The 17,161-nt window shown below is 48.3% G+C and carries 21 protein-coding genes; 16 read left to right on the top strand and 5 right to left on the bottom strand.

Annotated features, from left to right (window positions below):
- Positions 1–2: 2 nt before the first annotated feature.
- The 5 genes from mutL to M1Q06_RS09920 all read left to right on the top strand — a co-directional run bounded on the left by mutL (position 3) and on the right by M1Q06_RS09920 (position 4,370).
- Positions 3–1,847 (top strand): DNA mismatch repair endonuclease MutL, encoded by a 1,845-nt coding sequence (gene mutL, locus M1Q06_RS09940; RefSeq protein ID WP_434399495.1) that lies wholly within the window; start codon positions 3–5, stop codon positions 1,845–1,847.
- A gap of 79 nt (positions 1,848–1,926) precedes the next feature.
- Complete coding sequence (locus tag M1Q06_RS09935; protein ID WP_434399494.1) at positions 1,927–2,847, top strand: alpha/beta fold hydrolase; 921 nt, start codon at positions 1,927–1,929, stop codon at positions 2,845–2,847.
- Positions 2,840–3,784 (top strand): tRNA (adenosine(37)-N6)-dimethylallyltransferase MiaA, encoded by a 945-nt coding sequence (gene miaA / locus M1Q06_RS09930; protein ID WP_121297628.1) that lies wholly within the window; start codon positions 2,840–2,842, stop codon positions 3,782–3,784. Before M1Q06_RS09935 ends, miaA begins: the two co-directional genes overlap by 8 nt.
- A gap of 18 nt (positions 3,785–3,802) precedes the next feature.
- Positions 3,803–4,027 carry an RNA chaperone Hfq gene (gene hfq / locus M1Q06_RS09925; RefSeq protein ID WP_112231553.1) on the top strand — a complete coding sequence of 75 codons (225 nt, stop codon included), beginning with the start codon at positions 3,803–3,805 and terminating at the stop codon, positions 4,025–4,027.
- Between the two features lie 40 nt (positions 4,028–4,067).
- Entirely contained in the window at positions 4,068–4,370 is a 303-nt protein-coding gene (locus M1Q06_RS09920; RefSeq protein ID WP_274623695.1) for a rhodanese-like domain-containing protein, read from the top strand.
- Between the two features lie 32 nt (positions 4,371–4,402).
- On the opposite strand, the gene M1Q06_RS09915 is transcribed toward M1Q06_RS09920, so the two are convergent.
- The gene (locus M1Q06_RS09915) at positions 4,403–5,011 is read right to left on the bottom strand and encodes a trimeric intracellular cation channel family protein (RefSeq protein ID WP_121297626.1); all 609 of its coding nucleotides are present in this window, start codon (positions 5,009–5,011) and stop codon (positions 4,403–4,405) included.
- Positions 5,012–5,120: 109 nt separating this feature from the next.
- On the opposite strand from M1Q06_RS09915, the gene M1Q06_RS09910 reads away from it, so the two are divergent.
- The 5 genes from M1Q06_RS09910 to M1Q06_RS09890 all read left to right on the top strand — a co-directional run bounded on the left by M1Q06_RS09910 (position 5,121) and on the right by M1Q06_RS09890 (position 9,214).
- Positions 5,121–6,353, top strand: coding sequence for an aminotransferase class I/II-fold pyridoxal phosphate-dependent enzyme (locus M1Q06_RS09910; RefSeq protein WP_434399493.1), 1,233 nt, complete (start codon positions 5,121–5,123; stop codon positions 6,351–6,353).
- Between the two features lie 114 nt (positions 6,354–6,467).
- Positions 6,468–6,854, top strand: coding sequence for a MerR family transcriptional regulator (locus M1Q06_RS09905; protein ID WP_121297624.1), 387 nt, complete (start codon positions 6,468–6,470; stop codon positions 6,852–6,854).
- Positions 6,855–6,892: 38 nt separating this feature from the next.
- Positions 6,893–8,227: a type I glutamate--ammonia ligase gene (gene glnA / locus M1Q06_RS09900; protein ID WP_101190491.1), complete on the top strand. Its 1,335-nt coding sequence runs from the start codon at positions 6,893–6,895 to the stop codon at positions 8,225–8,227.
- 192 nt (positions 8,228–8,419) lie between these two features.
- Complete coding sequence (locus M1Q06_RS09895; RefSeq protein ID WP_434399492.1) at positions 8,420–8,950, top strand: hypothetical protein; 531 nt, start codon at positions 8,420–8,422, stop codon at positions 8,948–8,950.
- 60 nt (positions 8,951–9,010) lie between these two features.
- Positions 9,011–9,214 carry a hypothetical protein gene (locus M1Q06_RS09890; protein WP_121297622.1) on the top strand — a complete coding sequence of 68 codons (204 nt, stop codon included), beginning with the start codon at positions 9,011–9,013 and terminating at the stop codon, positions 9,212–9,214.
- A 153-nt stretch (positions 9,215–9,367) separates the two neighbouring features.
- On the opposite strand, the gene lexA is transcribed toward M1Q06_RS09890, so the two are convergent.
- Positions 9,368–9,988 carry a transcriptional repressor LexA gene (gene lexA, locus M1Q06_RS09885; RefSeq protein WP_068462754.1) on the bottom strand — a complete coding sequence of 207 codons (621 nt, stop codon included), beginning with the start codon at positions 9,986–9,988 and terminating at the stop codon, positions 9,368–9,370.
- A gap of 167 nt (positions 9,989–10,155) precedes the next feature.
- On the opposite strand from lexA, the gene yneA reads away from it, so the two are divergent.
- From yneA to tkt, 4 genes are all read left to right on the top strand, one after another.
- Entirely contained in the window at positions 10,156–10,473 is a 318-nt protein-coding gene (yneA, locus tag M1Q06_RS09880; protein ID WP_121297621.1) for a cell division suppressor protein YneA, read from the top strand.
- Complete coding sequence (locus M1Q06_RS09875; protein WP_434399491.1) at positions 10,470–11,123, top strand: YneB family resolvase-like protein; 654 nt, start codon at positions 10,470–10,472, stop codon at positions 11,121–11,123. Before yneA ends, M1Q06_RS09875 begins: the two co-directional genes overlap by 4 nt.
- Before the next feature lie 58 nt (positions 11,124–11,181).
- Positions 11,182–11,415: a DUF896 domain-containing protein gene (locus M1Q06_RS09870; protein WP_058380513.1), complete on the top strand. Its 234-nt coding sequence runs from the start codon at positions 11,182–11,184 to the stop codon at positions 11,413–11,415.
- An 85-nt stretch (positions 11,416–11,500) separates the two neighbouring features.
- The gene (gene tkt / locus M1Q06_RS09865) at positions 11,501–13,501 is read left to right on the top strand and encodes a transketolase (RefSeq protein ID WP_434399490.1); all 2,001 of its coding nucleotides are present in this window, start codon (positions 11,501–11,503) and stop codon (positions 13,499–13,501) included.
- Between the two features lie 42 nt (positions 13,502–13,543).
- On the opposite strand, the gene M1Q06_RS09860 is transcribed toward tkt, so the two are convergent.
- Entirely contained in the window at positions 13,544–13,807 is a 264-nt protein-coding gene (locus M1Q06_RS09860; protein WP_434399489.1) for a hypothetical protein, read from the bottom strand.
- 55 nt (positions 13,808–13,862) lie between these two features.
- Between M1Q06_RS09860 and M1Q06_RS09855 the strand changes: the two genes are divergently transcribed.
- Both M1Q06_RS09855 and M1Q06_RS09850 read left to right on the top strand, forming a co-directional pair.
- A complete protein-coding gene (locus M1Q06_RS09855) occupies positions 13,863–14,816 on the top strand; it encodes a PstS family phosphate ABC transporter substrate-binding protein (protein ID WP_434399488.1) in 954 nt (317 codons plus the stop codon).
- A 146-nt stretch (positions 14,817–14,962) separates the two neighbouring features.
- Positions 14,963–15,196, top strand: a complete 234-nt coding sequence (locus M1Q06_RS09850) for a YneF family protein (protein ID WP_058380516.1) — start codon at positions 14,963–14,965, stop codon at positions 15,194–15,196.
- A gap of 87 nt (positions 15,197–15,283) precedes the next feature.
- Here M1Q06_RS09850 and M1Q06_RS09845 read toward each other — a convergent pair whose 3' ends face one another.
- Positions 15,284–16,243 (bottom strand): alpha/beta hydrolase, encoded by a 960-nt coding sequence (locus M1Q06_RS09845; RefSeq protein WP_121297617.1) that lies wholly within the window; start codon positions 16,241–16,243, stop codon positions 15,284–15,286.
- A gap of 12 nt (positions 16,244–16,255) precedes the next feature.
- Complete coding sequence (locus M1Q06_RS09840; RefSeq protein ID WP_121297616.1) at positions 16,256–17,155, bottom strand: hydroxymethylglutaryl-CoA lyase; 900 nt, start codon at positions 17,153–17,155, stop codon at positions 16,256–16,258.
- Positions 17,156–17,161: the final 6 nt, after the last annotated feature.

Here is a 17,161-nt window from a genome sequence, read left to right as displayed (position 1 = left end):
CCATGGGCAAAATCCGGTTGATGGACGAACCGCTGTCCAATAAAATCGCGGCAGGGGAAGTCGTCGAACGGCCGACTTCTGTCGTTAAGGAATTGGTGGAAAATGCGATTGATGCCGGCAGCACAGCTATTGAAGTGCTTTTGCAGGAAGCAGGGCTGACATCGATACAAATTATCGATAACGGGGCGGGAATGGACGAAGAAGACGCGTTATTGTCTTTTTCAAGACATGCCACAAGCAAAATCGAGAATGAACATGATTTATTTCGCATCCGCACGCTCGGTTTCCGTGGGGAGGCGCTGGCAAGTATCGCCTCCGTCTCGAAAGTGGTATTGCATACTTCCGACGGAACGACAGGGACCCATCTGGAGATTGAAGGCGGGCGATTGACCGTTCAGCGTGCAGGGGCATTGCGGCAAGGCACAGATATCCGCATCGGCCAATTGTTTTTCAATACGCCGGCAAGATTGAAGTATATGAAAACCTTGCAGACAGAACTCGGGCACACGATCGATTTGATGAACCGCTTCGCGCTCAGTTATCCAGGGGTTTCATTCCGCTTGGTCCATGACGGCAAGCAACTCCTCCAGACTGCAGGAAGCGGCGAGATCCGCCGTGTGCTGGCGGATATTTACGGAGTGGCCATTGCCAAGAAAATGGTCGCGTTTGAAGGCGAATCGCCTGATTACCAAATCGAGGGCTTTGCTTCATTGCCTGAAATTACGCGCGCCAATAAAAATTACATCTCGCTGTTCGTCAATGGCCGCTGGGTCAAGCATTACGCCATCGCCAATACGGTGCACAAAGCGTATCATACATTCCTGCCGCTTGAGCGCCAGCCGATTGTCGTCTTGAATATCAAAGGGGACCCGTATTTGACCGATGTCAACGTCCATCCTTCGAAACAGCAAATCCGGCTGAGCAAAGAAAAGGAATTGCTCGAACTGGTCCATGACACGATTCGACGTGCCATCCAGACCGCCGTTCGCGCACCGGTCATCGAGAAGCCGAAACCGGCCAAGCAGGCGCCGAGCCGGCAATTGGATTTGTGGAAGCGCCCCGTTGAAGAAACGGCGCGCCATCAACCGGAACCCCTGTCATCGATGGATTGGAAACAGGACAAACTGCAAGAGCGGGTCGAGGATTTCAAGCTGGAGCCAAGGCTTGAACCGGTCATTGAACCGGCCCAGGAACCGGTAGAAGACGTGCAAGGGCCATTTGATGAACCCGAAAGCCGTCAAGCGATTGACGAGGGTCCGCAATTTCCGGAACTGGAAGTGGTCGGCCAGATCCACGGGACTTACATTGTGGCACAAAGCTCTGACGGCTTTTATTTGATCGATCAACATGCAGCTCAAGAACGCATCAAGTATGAGTTTTTCCGTGAAAAAGTCGGCGAAACTGACTCGAACGAACGCCAGTCGCTGCTTCTGCCGTTAACCTTCCATTACAGCCGCGATGAGGCGTTGCATTTGAAAGATCAATTGAATGCCTTGGAAGAAAGCGGCGTGTTTCTCGAGGAATTCGGCGATACGACGTTCATTGTCAGGGAATACCCGACCTGGTTCCCGAAAGGCTTTGAACAGGAAGTCATTGAGGACTTGATTGAGCAAGTGTTGGCCGAGCGCAAAGTCGATATCAAGAAAATGCGTGAAGATGCGGCGATCATGATGAGCTGCAAACGTTCGATCAAAGCGAACCACTTTCTGCAAAAGCATGACATGGAACGTTTATTGGCTGATTTGAAAAATGCAGAACAGCCATTCACTTGCCCCCACGGGCGCCCGGTCATCATTCATTTTAAAACCTACGATATCGAAAAAATGTTCAAGCGCGTCATGAATTGAGTTCTTAGACTTATCGGCAACTACTTAAGGGAATGGCAAAAGATATATCATTATAAGGTTATAGAAAGGATGTGAATCGATGGACATGACAAGTTCATTCGTTCGAATGTCGGATGGCCACGAACTCTACTGCAGCATGCATAGGGCGGAAAATCCGAAAGGCCATGTGCATATTATCCACGGGATGGCTGAACATAGCGGCCGTTACCAAGATTTTATCCGTTCACTGAACCAACAAGGATATTCAGTATCGGCACATGACCAAAGAGGCCACGGCAAAACAGCGGAACACAATGGAGCAGCTGGATATTTTGCGGAAAACGAGGGCTTCTTGCGCGTCGTTGAAGATGCACACGAAGCCATTGTTCATGCACAACATGAAATCGGAAAGCTGCCGTTCACGTTGATTGGCCATTCGATGGGATCATTTGTCGCCAGGCGCTATTTGCAGCTTTATGGAAAGCAAGTGGACTGTGCTGTGCTGTCTGGGACCGGCGGGCATCCTGGATTTTCATTGTCTGCAGGCATCGCTGCCGCGAAAAGCTTCAGCAGGCTCGAGGGGAAGACAGCGATCAACCCGATTCTCGGGAAGTTGATCTTCGGCAGTTACAATAAAGATTTTCTGGATGAAAAATCCAAGTTTTCCTGGTTGAGCCGCAAAACAGAAACGGTCGCACAATACGAAGCGGATCCGTGGTGCGGGTTTGAAATGGCCAACCAATTTTATGTCGACTTGTTCGAAGGCTTGGAGATTATTCACCAGATGGGTGAAGTCAGGCGAATCCCCAAAAAGCTACCCGTCTTGTTCATCAGCGGATCGATGGACCCGGTCGGCGCGAAAGGCAGCGGCGTATTCGAAGCGGCTGCCCAATTCGAGAAAGCGGGCATTGAAAGAGTGAAAGTCTATATGGCAGAAGAAGGCCGCCACGAAGTGCTGCATGAGTTGAACGCTGAAACGTATCAGCAAGTCATTATCGATTGGATAAATGATTATGGTTGAAGTAATCGCCATTGTTGGCCCAACCGCTTCCGGCAAGACCGCACTTAGCATCGAACTTGCCAAACGTTTTAACGGAGAGATCATCAACGGGGATTCAATGCAGGTTTATCGGGGAATGGATATCGGAACGGCCAAAATCCGGCCGGAGGAGATGGACGGCATTTCGCATCATCTGCTCGACATCCGGGACCCGGACGAATCGTTTTCAGTTGCTGAATACCAATCGCTGGTCCGCGAGAAGATTGCAGAAATCCAACAGCGCGGCAAGCTGCCGATCATTGTCGGTGGGACGGGGCTATATGTCCAATCGGTGCTGTTCGATTACCGCTTCTCCAAGCAGCAAGTCGATGAAGAACTCAGGCACGCGTTGCAAGCTGAGCTCGAACACCTTGGGCCCGAGGCGATGCACAGCAAATTAATGGCCTTGGATCCGGACATCGACATCCACCCGAACAATACACGACGCGTCTTGCGTGCGCTGGAGATTTTATTGAGCGGCGAGGAAAAAGAAGACGGCAGTCTGGCAAGGACGCCGATGTATGATGAATTGATCATCGGCCTCGATGTGCCAAGGGCCGAATTGTATGAGCGCATCGACAGCCGCGTCGACGGGATGATGGAAGCCGGCTTGCTGGATGAAGTTCGGCGCTTGCATGACAGTGGGTTGCGTGATGTTCAGTCCATTAAAGCGATCGGGTATAAGGAATTGTATGGATATTTCGATGGCATGTATCCATTGGAAGAGGCAATTGTTAAACTGAAACGCAATTCAAGACAATACGCTAAGCGCCAATTTACTTATTTTCGCAATAAAATGCCGATTCTTTGGCTGGATGCAACAATAGATCCAGAAAACAATTTGGAAGAAATTATGCGCTTCTGGCAGGAAAGCGACCGGAATCGTCGAATTGAACAAATGGCCAAAACTATACGCTAGAGAAACAGGGGGAGTTCCATGAAACCGGTTAATATCCAAGATGTATACTTAAACCAGCTGCGCAAAAACAATATTTTCGTCACGGTGTTTTTGCTTAACGGCTTCCAATTGAAAGGCACCATCAAATCCTATGATAATTTCACGGTGCTGGTGGAAACGGAAGGTAAGCAACAATTGATCTACAAACATGCCATTTCGACTTTTTCACCGTCAAAACCGGTATCGATCGAGCATCAGGAATAAACAATGCAATAGCGCAAATAATCAATGGGAGGAATAGCGAATGAAATCAATCAGCACAGATGAACTGAACCAGAAAGTGGATGCCGGAGACGAACTCCACATCATCGACGTTCGTGAGAAAGATGAAGTGGCTGCCGGCATGATTCCGGGAGCACAGCACATCCCGCTCGGCGAATTGCCGGAGCGTACAGGGGAATTGGATTCCTCGAAAGAATACTATGTCGTCTGCCAGGCAGGCGGCCGCAGCGCGAAAGCTTCAGAATACTTGGAGTCTAATGGATTCCATTCAGTCAATGTCGATGGCGGCATGTCTTCATGGCGCGGTGTTACTGTTTACGGATGAGAAAAAGCCGATCGGCATTTGCCGGTCGGCTTTTATGATGTGGTGAGAATTTTTCGTGTTGGCAATTTCCATTTATACGTATAGGATAAGATCCTCAGCAGTGTAATGGCGAAAAACAAGGCGTAAAGCATAAAATCGGTCCGGATGACATCAATGCTGATCAGCAACCCTGCGATTGCTGCCCAGACAGCATATATTTCCGCCTTTAACACCAGGGGCTTTCTTCCTGCGAGAAGATCCCGCACCATGCCGCCGCCTGACCCCGTCAGCACTGCAGCCACAACGGCTGCGTAGACCGGCAACCCTAATTCGACCGCAAATAAAGCGCCTTGCACCGCGAATGCGGACAAGCCGATTGCATCGAAGAAATGGCCCCAGCGATTCCAGTGGCCCAGTGTCTTATGCGGAAACAAGAACACGATGGTGATGGAGATGAGCGCCAATTGGAACATGAATTCCTGTTCCCATAGAGCGGATACGGGCACCCCAATCAATAGATTGCGGATGGCTCCGCCGCCGAATGCCGTAACGACGCCAAGCAGATAGACGCCGAAAATATCGTATTCTTCTTCCATGGCAATGATCGCCCCGGATACCGCGAAAGCAATGGTCCCGATGGCGCTTAGTACTTCCCAAGCCATTATTCGACGCCCTCCTTAACTTAAACAACTCTATGAATTGTAGCAGAATTGGAGACATTTTCAAATAGCTTAATGAGCAATCAACCACCGAAGAGAAATGGAGATTCCTATGTATAACCTAATCAAAAAGACAGAAGATATGATTCGACCGCAATTAGAAGCGGCCGATGACATCGCTTTGCACAACCAGCAAAAAGTACTTGAAGCCTTCCACCGGCAGAAAGTGAGCGACCATCACTTCCATCCATCTACAGGCTATGGTTATGATGACGAAGGCAGAGATACGTTGGAGCGTGTTTATGCTGATGTGTTCAAGGCAGAAGCGGCGCTGGTCCGCCCGCAGATCATCTCAGGCACGCACGCCATTACCATCTCGATGTTCGGCATCTTGCGGCCAGGGGATGAACTACTATATATCACAGGCGAGCCTTATGACACGCTTGCTTCAATTGTCTCTGGCGGAGAGGAAGATACAGGTTCCCTTAAGGATTTTGGTATTTCCTACCGGCACGTGGGCCTGAACGAACAACACCAAGTGGATTGGCCATCCGTTGAACAAGCCATCTCAGTCAATACCAAGATGGTCGCGATCCAGCGTTCGAGAGGCTACGATAACCGTCCTTCTTTCACCATCAGTGAAATCAAGGGCATGGTCGAAAAAATCCGGGACATCAAGCCGGACGCTGTCATATTCGTCGATAATTGCTACGGCGAGTTCGTGGAAACCGAAGAACCGATTGAAGCGGGTGCAGATCTCATCGCGGGTTCATTAATCAAGAATCCGGGAGGCGGACTTGCCAAAATCGGCGGGTACATCGCTGGTAAACACAAATTTGTTGAAAAATGCGCTTACCGCATGACCTCTCCGGGTATAGGAGGGGAGGCTGGAGCTTCGCTCAATGCGCTCGCTGACATGTATCAAGGGTTCTTCATGGCTCCGCATGTCGTGTCGCAGGCTTTGAAAGGTGCGATTTTCACTGCAGCTTTATTGGAGACGGCCGGCATGAAAACCAGCCCTCATTATAGTGCAGAGCGGACAGACCTAATCCAGTCGGTATCGTTCCAGACAGCTGAGCAAATGGTGGCGTTTTGCCGCGCAATCCAAGCGAATTCTCCAGTTAATGCACAATTTCTGCCTGAACCGGCCTATATGCCTGGCTACGAAGACGATGTCATCATGGCAGCCGGTACCTTCGTTCAAGGCGCGAGCATCGAATTGACAGCTGATGGGCCAATTCGGGCGCCATTTACAGCTTTTGTGCAGGGTGGATTGACTTATGAGCATGTAAAGCTGGCGGTCGTCAACGCATTGCAAGCTTTGGAGAAAGAACAGTTGCTATAAGAGCTATTAAAAATAGTTTGAAAAAACCATGTCAGAAAATCTAACATCTGTTTGACAAATAACCTGACATGTAATAAACTGAAAATGTAGTAATTAGTGAAATGGGTGAAACTTATGACAAATCGGGTTCGCCGCACCATGCCCATTCTCCCGATCAGCATCGTAATGCAACTGACGGATTTGACAGCACGGCAAATACGCTATTACGAAGAGCAAAAGCTGATCAGTCCGGCTAGGACAGAAGGCAATAAGCGCATGTTTTCATTAAATGATGTCGATGCACTGCTCGAGATCAAGGATTATCTGGAGCAGGGACTTAACGTTGCAGGCATCAGAAAACTGTACGAATCAAAAGAGATGCCGCAAAACGACCAAGCCGAGCCGAAGACATTGAGTGATGCAGAACTCCGCAGCTTGCTGCGCGAGGAGATGAAGCATCAGGCACGGCCGTTTAGCCAGGCATCCCAACGACACGGTGATTTATCCCGTTTCTTTAAATAAGCGGGCTACATAATATAACCTAGGAGAGTGAACAGTACATGAGCAAGTATTCAAAAGAAGACATTATTCGATTGGTTAAAGAAGAAGACGTCAATTTTATCCGCCTGCAATTCACCGACATTCTCGGCGTTATCAAAAACGTAGAAATCCCAACATCCCAGCTTGAAAAAGCACTCGACAACAAAATGATGTTTGATGGATCTTCTATCGACGGCTTCGTCCGCATCGAAGAATCCGATATGTATTTGTTCCCTGACCTTGATACGTGGGTTGTATTCCCATGGATTACAGGAAAAGGTAAAGTTGCACGTTTGATCTGCGATATTTACAATGCGGACGGCACGCCATTTGCTGGCGACCCACGTACAAACTTGAAGCGTGTCTTGAAAGAGATGGAAGAACTTGGATTCACTCATTTCAACCTAGGGCCAGAGCCGGAATTCTTCCTGTTCAAACTTGATGAAAGAGGCGAACCGTCTCTTGAGCTGAATGACCACGGTGGCTATTTTGACTTGGCACCGATGGACCTTGGCGAAAACTGCCGCCGCGACATCGTACTTGAGCTGGAGGAAATGGGCTTTGAAATCGAAGCATCCCACCACGAAGTAGCGCCAGGACAGCATGAAATTGACTTTAAATATGCAGATGCCATCAAAGCTTGCGATGATATCCAAACGTTTAAATTGGTTGTTAAAACGATCGCCCGTAAACACGGCCTTCACGCAACATTCATGCCGAAACCATTGTTCGGCGTCAATGGATCGGGCATGCACATGAACGTTTCCTTGTTCAAAGGCAACGAAAATGCTTTCCTTGACGAAGACGGCGACATGAAGTTGAGCAAAACAGCATACCAATTCTTGGCTGGCATTATTGAGCACGCAAAAGGATTCACCGCTGTGACAAACCCGACAGTCAACTCTTACAAGCGTTTGGTTCCTGGTTATGAAGCACCTTGCTATATCGCTTGGTCTGGCCAGAACCGCAGCCCGTTGATCCGCATCCCTGCTTCACGCGGCTTGTCTACGCGCGTAGAAGTGCGTTCTGTTGACCCTGCTGCGAACCCTTACTTGGCTATGGCTGTATTGCTTGGCGCTGGCCTTGACGGTATCAAGCGTGACTTGACTCCACCAAAAGCAGTTGACCGCAATATCTATGCGATGAACCGCAAAGAACGCAAAGAAGTCGGCATTGAAGATCTGCCGGGCACATTGTATGCGGCGCTTGATGAGCTGCAAAACGATGAAGTCATGACAAAAGCTCTCGGTTCACATATTTTGAATAACTTCGTGGAAGCGAAGGAAATCGAATGGGATATGTTTAGAACTAGCGTCCACCCATGGGAGCGCGAGCAATACTTGAAAATGTATTAATAACGAAAAAACCGGAGCCCAGCGCTCCGGTTTTTTTATGGTTGGTAATGACTTAGGCCATACGGTAAGAGATATAAGGACCACTCAAGGAAAACAGTCTTAAGATTGTGCCCTTTCACACATACGCTGAGCGAAGAAAACGTGGTAAGATTTTACTTATATGAAAGAACTTTTAATATCTGGAGGGATAAAATGCGGTTTATGAATGTCATCATCGTCTTTCTCATTGCCTTTTCATTCGCAGGAATCACCTTATATGCGGTGGGGCCGAATCTATCTTCGGAGGCAGTAGCGCAAAAAGCATTTGAAGAACTCGAGCAAAGCGGCAAGATGGAGGAAATGGTCCAGCAAATCGAGGCGGACCCGGAAGTCAGCCGCTATATGGAAGAATGGCAGTCCCAGCAAGAGATTCCGGAAGAATCTCAAGGCAGCGGCATGGACGAGCAGTTTGAAGGAGGAAACATAGATGAAGGGGATTCTATTGAAATCGACCCTCAACAAGCGCCAGAAGAGCAGGAACTGGCTTTTGAGACCAAAGAGGATGCGGCTAGCGTTATGATGGAGAAAGTCGGTTTTCGCAATTTGTTGAAAATGAAGAATGCCGTCGAAAACGACACGATGACAGCTGAACAAGTCATGAAGGAACTCGACGATGATTTGAATGAAGAAGAAATGCTGGCTTTAAAAGTTATGATTTTCAAGGAATGGCAAAACCGAAACTAAGCGGCAGTTTATGCTACACTAATAAATGCATATCCATTCATGTCGAAGGGAGGAATCTCGGTGAAAACGTTTCAAGTAGAATTCTTCTTTGATCAAGGGAATACCATCGTGCATACAGTGAAAGCGATCGACAAGGAATCGGCCATCAGCCAAGTGCCATCGAACGGCACCTATGAATTGACTGACGAAGCGAATGGCAAGATTTATCGCATTACCATTAACTTGGTCAAATACATCGTCGTAACGGAAACGCAAACAAGTTAAAAAACACAATATAGACAGCTGGTGATAGTTCCCCAGCTGTTTTCATATTTTTAAGGTTACATAAGATTATTACCGATAAAAAAGCCGTAGAAAAAAGGAGGAAGTCATGCGTTCCTCCTTTTTTCTATGGCTTCTTGAATTGAAGCGGCGTTCTTAATGGATTTGGCGGTAAACGCCGACGACTTTGCCGAGAATGCTCACTTGGTCAACGATGATCGGATCCATCGATGAATTTTCAGGCTGCAGGCGGAAGTAATTATCTTCACGGAAGAAGCGTTTGACCGTGGCTTCATTTTCTTCGGTCATCGCGACGACGATGTCTCCGTTGTTGGCAGTTTGCTGTTGTTTGACGACGACGTAATCGCCATTTAGAATGCCGGCTTCAATCATGCTTTCACCCATAATCTCGAGCATGAAAATATGATCTTCCTCTGTGCCATATGTTTGAGGCAGCGGGAAATACTCTTCCACGTTTTCAATCGCAGTGATTGGCATACCTGCTGTAACTTTACCGATCAGCGGCACATGAAGTACAGGGCTCTTATCGATCAGTGCTTCTTCGGAGCCGATGATTTCGATTGCTCTCGGTTTAGTTGGGTCACGGCGGATGAGGCCTTTGCTTTCGAGTCTCGCTAGATGGCCGTGGACAGTCGAACTGGATGCTAGGCCGACCGCTTCGCCGATTTCCCGGACGGAGGGTGGATAGCCTTTTGCACGGACTTCATCTTTTATGAAATTCAGGATGTCTTCCTGACGCTTAGATACTTTTTTCACCAGTTTCACCTCTTTATAGGATTTATTTAAGATTAACTATCTATAGTATAGCAACTCGGGCATTGAAATGCAAACATAGGTTCGAATTTAATCTTGACAAGAAACGCTTGTTCGCTTTAATATGAGAACATACATTCCGAACAAATATTCTAAAGGAGGCGGCTTGAATGACATTCTTTCGACGGAACTCATATTTGGTTTTCTTTTTCTCACTCATTGTAGTGTTTACATTTTACGCGGTGATCAGCCATAATGCCGAAAAGCAGCAACTGGGTGAGCTGCAAATTGAAAAAGGTGATACGCTATGGGAGCTGGCTGAATCGTTCAGCGGCGAAACTCCCCACCATGAATGGATAGAAGAGATTATGGAAGTGAATAATTTGAAGACGACAAAAATCGTAGCAGGGCAATCGTTGAAGATTCCTGCAGATCAGTTGAACTTTTCTCCGGATGAAACTAAATACTACGCAGGTGATGCAGAATGAAGAAAAAAGCGTTAGTTTACTGCCGTGTCAGTACCACTAAAGACGAGCAGGAAACTTCACTTGAACGGCAGGAAGAAGAATTGCTGGCATTTGCATTCGAGCAAGGCTACCTGGTCGAAGACGTTTACATTGACCAACATAGCGGCTATGAGATGGACCGTGAAGGGCTTCTCGAGATGCTCAACCAAGTCAAAAGCGAAAAAGTTGATGCCGTTTTCATCCAGGATGAAACGCGTTTAGGCAGGGGGCATGCCCGCATCGCTTTATTGCATGTCATGAAAAAGCATGAAGTCGATGTCTACACCCTGTCCGACCACGGCCCGATCGCTTTGAACGATATGGATGACATGGTGCTCGAAATCTTGGCTATAGTTGAAGAATACCAACGCAAAATCCACAATGCCAAGATCAAACGGGGCATGAAGCGTGCTGTGGAGAACGGCTACAAGCCAGAACGCAATTTGAAAGGAAAAGGCAATCCGGACGGCCGTGAGCGCTTGGATCTTCCGGTAGACCAAATCGTCAGCTTGAAAGCGAGCGGCTTGACCTTCCATGAAATCGCGGTTACGCTGCAAGGCTTCGGCTACCAAGCAAGCAAAGCGACGGTGCACCGCCGTTTCCGCGAGTACCAGCAAATGAAAGAAAGCTGAAACCTTGCACTGTCCCGCCTTTTTTTGTACGATGGAGCAGTGGAAAGGGGGACTTTACATGCTATCTCCAGATAAGATCGGACGTATCAATGAACTATCGAAAAAGTCCAAGCGTGACGGGCTGTCGCAAGAAGAAGCAAAAGAACAATCAGCATTGCGCCAGGAATACTTGCAAAGTTTCCGCAAGTCAATGCGTGGAACGATAGAAAATGTTACCGTCATCGATCCGGAAGGAAAAGACGTAACGCCAGACAAAATTAAAAATAAACGGGAGAATAAGTATTTGAATTAATACTTATTCTCTTTTTCATTGTATTCTGTCCTATTGTTGACTAAACTAGAATAGGATTAAATTTAGTTTCAGAGAGGATGTCACTATGTCAAACCATGCAGATCAACTTGCAGTGAATACCATTCGTACACTTTCTATCGATGCTATCGAAAAAGCCAATTCCGGACACCCGGGACTTCCAATGGGCGCCGCTCCAATGGCGTATACACTCTGGACAAAACATATGAACCACAACCCGAACAACCCAGACTGGTTCAACCGCGACCGTTTCGTGCTGTCAGCAGGACACGGCTCCATGCTTCTTTACAGCCTGCTTCATTTAAGCGGATACGGATTGCCGATGGAGGAAATCAAAAACTTCCGCCAATGGGATTCCAAAACGCCAGGACATCCTGAATACAAGCACACTGTCGGTGTCGAAGCGACAACTGGACCGCTTGGCCAAGGGATCGGCATGGCAGTCGGCATGGCAATGGCAGAACGCCATTTGGCAGCTACATATAATAAAGAGGGTCTCGACATCATTGACCACCACACGTTCGCTCTTTGTGGAGATGGTGATTTGATGGAAGGCGTAGCCGGAGAAGCAATTTCGCTTGCAGGGCACCTCAAACTGGATAAATTAGTCGTTTTGTATGACAGCAACGACATTTCACTCGACGGCGATTTGTCGATGAGCTTCTCAGAGAACATCCAGAAGCGTTTCGAGTCTTACGGCTGGAACTATCTCCGTGTAGATGACGGCAACGACATGGACGATTTGTCTGCAAAAATCGCTGAAGCGAAAAAATCTACTGACAAACCGACATTGGTGGAAGTCAAGACAGTCATCGGCTATGGTTCCCCGAACAAATCCGGTAAAGCGGATTCGCACGGTGCTCCACTTGGCGAAGATGAAATGAAATTGACGAAAGAATACTATAAATGGACGTTCGATCAAGATTTCCATGTTCCTGAAGAAGTTTACGAAACCTTCAAAGAAGCGACAGAATCACTTGGCGCTACAGCGGAGTCGGCTTGGAATGAACTGTACAAGCAGTACGAAGAGCAGCATCCTGAACTTGCTTCCCAGCTGCAAGCAGCGATCCGTGGTGACTTGCCGGCTGATTTCGACTCGCAGTTCCCGCAATACGAAGTCGGTAAAAAGCAAGCAACGCGTGCATCATCCGGTGATATGGTCAATGCCATCGCTAAGACGGTTCCTTCGTTCTTCGGCGGCAGCGCTGACCTTGCTGGTTCGAACAAAACCAATATCAAAGACGGCGGCGACTTCGATGCTGAGCATCCAGAAGCCCGCAATATCTGGTTCGGCGTTCGCGAATTCGCGATGGGCGCTGCACTTAACGGAATGGCGCTTCACGGTGGCTTGCATGTCTTCGGCGGTACATTCTTCGTGTTCAGTGACTACGTCCGCCCAGCGATCCGCCTAGGCGCTTTGATGGGACTTCCAGTCACTTACGTGTTTACGCATGATAGCGTAGCGGTCGGAGAAGATGGCCCGACACACGAACCGATCGAACAGCTTGCTTCACTTCGCGCAATGCCAAACTTGGGCATCATCCGCCCAGCCGATGCGAACGAAACAAAAGCGGCATGGCGTTTGGCGCTCACGTCTAAAGACAAGCCGACCTTGCTCGTATTGTCCCGCCAAAACTTGCCAGTCCTCGAAACAACTGGCGAAAAAGCGGAAGCAGGAGTCGAAAAAGGCGCTTACGTCGTGTCTCCAGCTGAAGATGCACAAGCATTGCTTCTAGCGACTGGATCTGAAGTCAGCCTAGCAATCGATGCACAGAAGCAATTAAAAGAACAAGGCATCTCGGTGTCTGTTGTGTCGATGCCATCATGGGATCGTTTCGAACAGCAGGATAAAGAGTACAAAGAATCCGTCTTGCCGAAAAACATCACAAAACGCCTCGCCATCGAAATGGGCTCATCATTCGGTTGGGATCGCTACACTGGATTTGAAGGCGATGTCCTCGCGATCGATCACTTCGGTGCAAGTGCTCCTGGTGAGAAAATCATGGAAGAATTCGGTTTCACGCCTGAAAACGTTGCATCCAAAGTGAAGCAATTGATCAACGGGTGAATTCCGGTTTAGTTCTCGGTTCTTGAAAGTGAAATTAAAGTCTTAATATAAGGAATGGTCGTCAGAAAATAATTCTGGCGGCTTTTTCTTGTGAATTTTTTTCAGTTCGATCATTTTATAGCCCTGCCCGGTTATAATCGGTTTAAGAGGTGGAATTATGAAGAAACTATGGAGTTTAATACCAGTTTTTGCTATTTTCATCGCTATAAGCATTGTCGGCTTTTTTGGTGGCATCATGTTATTACTCTCAGGAGAAAGGGCGTGGCTACCGCTGTTTTTCTTTGTCCTCCTGTTTTTGTTTTTCATTTTTTTGCTATCCAAGCGAATTGGCGACGCGAAGAGATGGAAACAGACAGGAGTAGTGTTCGTTGTTCTTGCCATCACGCTTGCGGTTTGGCCGCTTTACCAAGCTTATTTAGATTCCATCCCTAGCGTTTCGGCTGAAGTGGACATCTATTCATATATGCCGTTTCAAGAAGACTCCAAGCTGAATGTATTGGACGAGGAACCCGAACTCCAGTTTGAAGGGGATTTGCCAAGGCTCGACGGGGCGACTGCACTTTACCCCATATATGCAGCCGCTGCAGAAATGCTCTACCCGGAAGATTGGTATGAACCATCCGACAGCGAAGTGATGGTCAATACAACGCCTTTTGCGTATTCCAATTTGTTTGAAGGAGAGGTGGATGCAATTTTTGCCGCTGCGCCATCACAGGGGCAGTTGAAAACAGCAGATGCCAAGGGGCTCGAGCTGACACTGACGCCGATCGGGAAAGAGGCTTTCGTCTTTTTCGTCCATGCAGACAACCCGGTCGAGTCATTAAGTTCTGAAGATCTGCGCATGATCTATAGCGGCGAAATCACCGATTGGTCTTCAGTTGGTGGAGAGGCTGAAGAGATCAGGGCTTTCCAGCGTCCCGAAGATAGCGGCAGCCAAACAGCGCTGATTCAGTTCATGGGAGACGTGCCGGTGATGGAGGCTCCACGTGAAAACATAGAAGAAGGCATGGGCGGCATCATCAATCAGGTGGCAGAATATAAAAACCACAAAAATGCGCTCGGCTTTACATTCCGTTTCTACGGGGAGGAAATGGCCGGCAATAAAGTGATTCGATACTTGGCTATCGATGGCGTTATTCCGTCAGTTGGCGCCATTCGAAATGATGAATATCCCCTAACTTCGGAGTTTTATATCGCCACCACGCAGCACAGCAGCCCGGAAGCCTTGGAATTGGCACAATGGTTCACTTCCGGTCAAGGGCAGCGCTTGGTTGAAGCAGCGGGATATGTACCCTTGGATTCGTCCCGCGAGTGACCGTGCAGCGGCTGCTCAGTGTATGATGGGAGGCAGTCTTTGTTTCTCCGCAATTTTAATGCCGTTCATATAGTCACGTCCTGAAATTTATAGTATAATCCTTTTTGGTGCATGATTTAATTGGCAACACGAAGGAGGTAATTTGTATGGATACATGGATCTGGATTGTTATCGTTATTGTGGCTTTACTCGCAGGTGTTGCACTTGGATTCTTTATCGCTCGCCGATACATGATGAAATATTTGCAGGATAACCCACCAATCAACGAAGAGATGCTGCGGATTATGATGATGCAAATGGGACAAAAACCATCTCAAAAGAAAATCAACCAAATGATGGCTCAAATGAACAAAGCCTCGACAAAACCGGGCAAAAAATAAACGCTTATGCAATTATTCGCCCATAGGTGATGAATACAAGAAGACCCACCGTTCGCTTCTGAACGGTGGGTCTTTTTTGTGCTTCGGTTAGCTGGAAATCTGTGAAATGCCGGCAGCAGGTTTAGGCATTAATAAATCATAGGCCGTCAAGAACTCTGCAACCGTCCCTTCGTATTCGTCCGGATTTTTATTGAAAGACTGGGCATGCTCGCCTTCATCAAACAATTTCAGCTGTTTGGCGCCTTGTTTCAATTCGAATAATTCTTTCGTCATTTTCGGCAAGACGAACTCATCAGGCAGGCTATGGATGAACAGCACAGGCTTTGCAATCTTTTTAACGACTTCCCGGGGCGATACGGTGGTGATGGAATAGCCGTCGCGCAGTTTCAGGAATACGTTGGCAAGGCGAAGCGCCAAAGAAGTGCGCATCGGCGTCGTCGTGCGCATGACGTGCAGAATCTGTTCGCTGATATCGGAATAGGCACAGTCGGAGATGTAAAAATCCGCCGAGTCCTCCATTCCGGCATACAATAGCGTCGTCGCGGCGCCCATCGATTCGCCGTGGATGCCAAAGAACAAAGATGGCCCAACATGGAGTTGTAAGGCCTTTACAACTGCTTGCAAATCCAGCTTCTCATAATGCCCGAAGCTCGTCGTCTTGCCGCCGGACTCGCCGTGCCGGCGGTGGTCATAGACGACAGAGTTGAATCCGAGGCGTTCGAACATGCGCGCATATTTAAACGAGTTCACTTTGCTTTCGGTGACGCCATGGCAAATGATGACGTATCGGTTTGTGGTGTGCGGCTCCAGGAAAATCGCTTTGATCGGATAGCCGTTAGCGGATTCGATCCATTGTTCGCTTTTCTTGGCGTTGGCATACCAAGCTTCATCATAGCGTTTGGCGTTCGTTTCCCGTTCCAAAATCAAGGATGCGTCTTTATTCTTTACATACATGAGACGGTTGCTTGCGGCAAAACCCAATGCGGCAAAAGAAGCAGTCAATGTGCTCGAGACGATGGCTGTTGTCATCAAGAGTCGTTTTTTCACGGCGCACACACCTCATTTTCTGTTTTTGTACAACGTATACATGCCTGTTTGCAGCGGGTTCGATACATGCGGTTCAATGAGCGAGATCGCTTCGTAAAGTTTCTCGAGATCGACCCCGGTGTCGACGCCCATGCGGTGGAACATATGGACCAAATCTTCGGTCGCGACATTGCCGGTAGCCCCCGGTGCAAATGGGCAGCCGCCGAGCCCGCCGGCAGAAGCGTCAAACCGGTCGACTCCGGCAACAAGTGCTGCATAGGCATTGGCGAGCGCCATACGTCTCGTGTCGTGGAAGTGCGCTGCAATCAGTACATCCGGAAATTGCTCTTTCAATCGGCTGAACAACTCATGGCTTTCTTGCGGATTCGCCAGGCCGATCGTATCGGCGACGCTCAATTCATCGACTCCCCAATCGACAAATTGCTGGCATAAATCGATCGTTCGTTGTGGATCGACTGCTCCTTCAAACGGGCAGTAGAACGCTGTTGAAATACAGGCGCGGACGAAGATGCCGTCTTGTTTGGCCTTTTCGATCAATGGCTTCAACGTTTCCATGGACTGGGCTGTCGTCTTGTTGATGTTTTTTTCATTGAATGAATTGGAAACCCCGACAAATACGGCGATCGAATCAGCACCTGCCTCCAAGGCAGATGTGATGCCGCGTTCATTCGGCGTCAGCACCATTTGGCGGCCGGTCTTTTTTGCACCGGCAACGATATCCCGTGCATCGGCCATTTGCGGCACCCATTTAGGCGACACAAACGAAGTCAGCTCCATTTCCTTTAATCCTGCTTCTTGCAAGGCCTTGATAAAATCCAGTTTGTCTTCGGTGTTGACGGTCCTGGCTTCATTTTGCAGGCCATCGCGCGGCCCAACCTCGATAATCGTAGCTGTTTTTGGTAAACTAAACATACTATC

The sequence above is a fragment of the Planococcus sp. 11815 genome (genome assembly GCF_051096385.1).
GTDB lineage: Bacteria > Bacillota > Bacilli > Bacillales_A > Planococcaceae > Planococcus > Planococcus citreus.
This window is presented reverse-complemented; position numbering and strand designations above follow the sequence as displayed.

Coding starts and splice junctions, on each gene's coding strand:
- mutL (WP_434399495.1), top strand. CDS start 3: ATGGGCAAAATCCGGTTGATGGACGAACCGCTGTCCAATAAAATCGCG.
- M1Q06_RS09935 (WP_434399494.1), top strand. CDS start 1,927: ATGGACATGACAAGTTCATTCGTTCGAATGTCGGATGGCCACGAACTC.
- miaA (WP_121297628.1), top strand. CDS start 2,840: ATGGTTGAAGTAATCGCCATTGTTGGCCCAACCGCTTCCGGCAAGACC.
- hfq (WP_112231553.1), top strand. CDS start 3,803: ATGAAACCGGTTAATATCCAAGATGTATACTTAAACCAGCTGCGCAAA.
- M1Q06_RS09920 (WP_274623695.1), top strand. CDS start 4,068: ATGAAATCAATCAGCACAGATGAACTGAACCAGAAAGTGGATGCCGGA.
- M1Q06_RS09915 (WP_121297626.1), bottom strand. CDS start 5,011: ATGGCTTGGGAAGTACTAAGCGCCATCGGGACCATTGCTTTCGCGGTA.
- M1Q06_RS09910 (WP_434399493.1), top strand. CDS start 5,121: ATGTATAACCTAATCAAAAAGACAGAAGATATGATTCGACCGCAATTA.
- M1Q06_RS09905 (WP_121297624.1), top strand. CDS start 6,468: ATGACAAATCGGGTTCGCCGCACCATGCCCATTCTCCCGATCAGCATC.
- glnA (WP_101190491.1), top strand. CDS start 6,893: ATGAGCAAGTATTCAAAAGAAGACATTATTCGATTGGTTAAAGAAGAA.
- M1Q06_RS09895 (WP_434399492.1), top strand. CDS start 8,420: ATGCGGTTTATGAATGTCATCATCGTCTTTCTCATTGCCTTTTCATTC.
- yneA (WP_121297621.1), top strand. CDS start 10,156: ATGACATTCTTTCGACGGAACTCATATTTGGTTTTCTTTTTCTCACTC.
- M1Q06_RS09875 (WP_434399491.1), top strand. CDS start 10,470: ATGAAGAAAAAAGCGTTAGTTTACTGCCGTGTCAGTACCACTAAAGAC.
- M1Q06_RS09870 (WP_058380513.1), top strand. CDS start 11,182: ATGCTATCTCCAGATAAGATCGGACGTATCAATGAACTATCGAAAAAG.
- tkt (WP_434399490.1), top strand. CDS start 11,501: ATGTCAAACCATGCAGATCAACTTGCAGTGAATACCATTCGTACACTT.
- M1Q06_RS09860 (WP_434399489.1), bottom strand. CDS start 13,807: ATGAAAAACAAAAACAGGAGGACAAAGAAAAACAGCGGTAGCCACGCC.
- M1Q06_RS09850 (WP_058380516.1), top strand. CDS start 14,963: ATGGATACATGGATCTGGATTGTTATCGTTATTGTGGCTTTACTCGCA.
- M1Q06_RS09840 (WP_121297616.1), bottom strand. CDS start 17,155: ATGTTTAGTTTACCAAAAACAGCTACGATTATCGAGGTTGGGCCGCGC.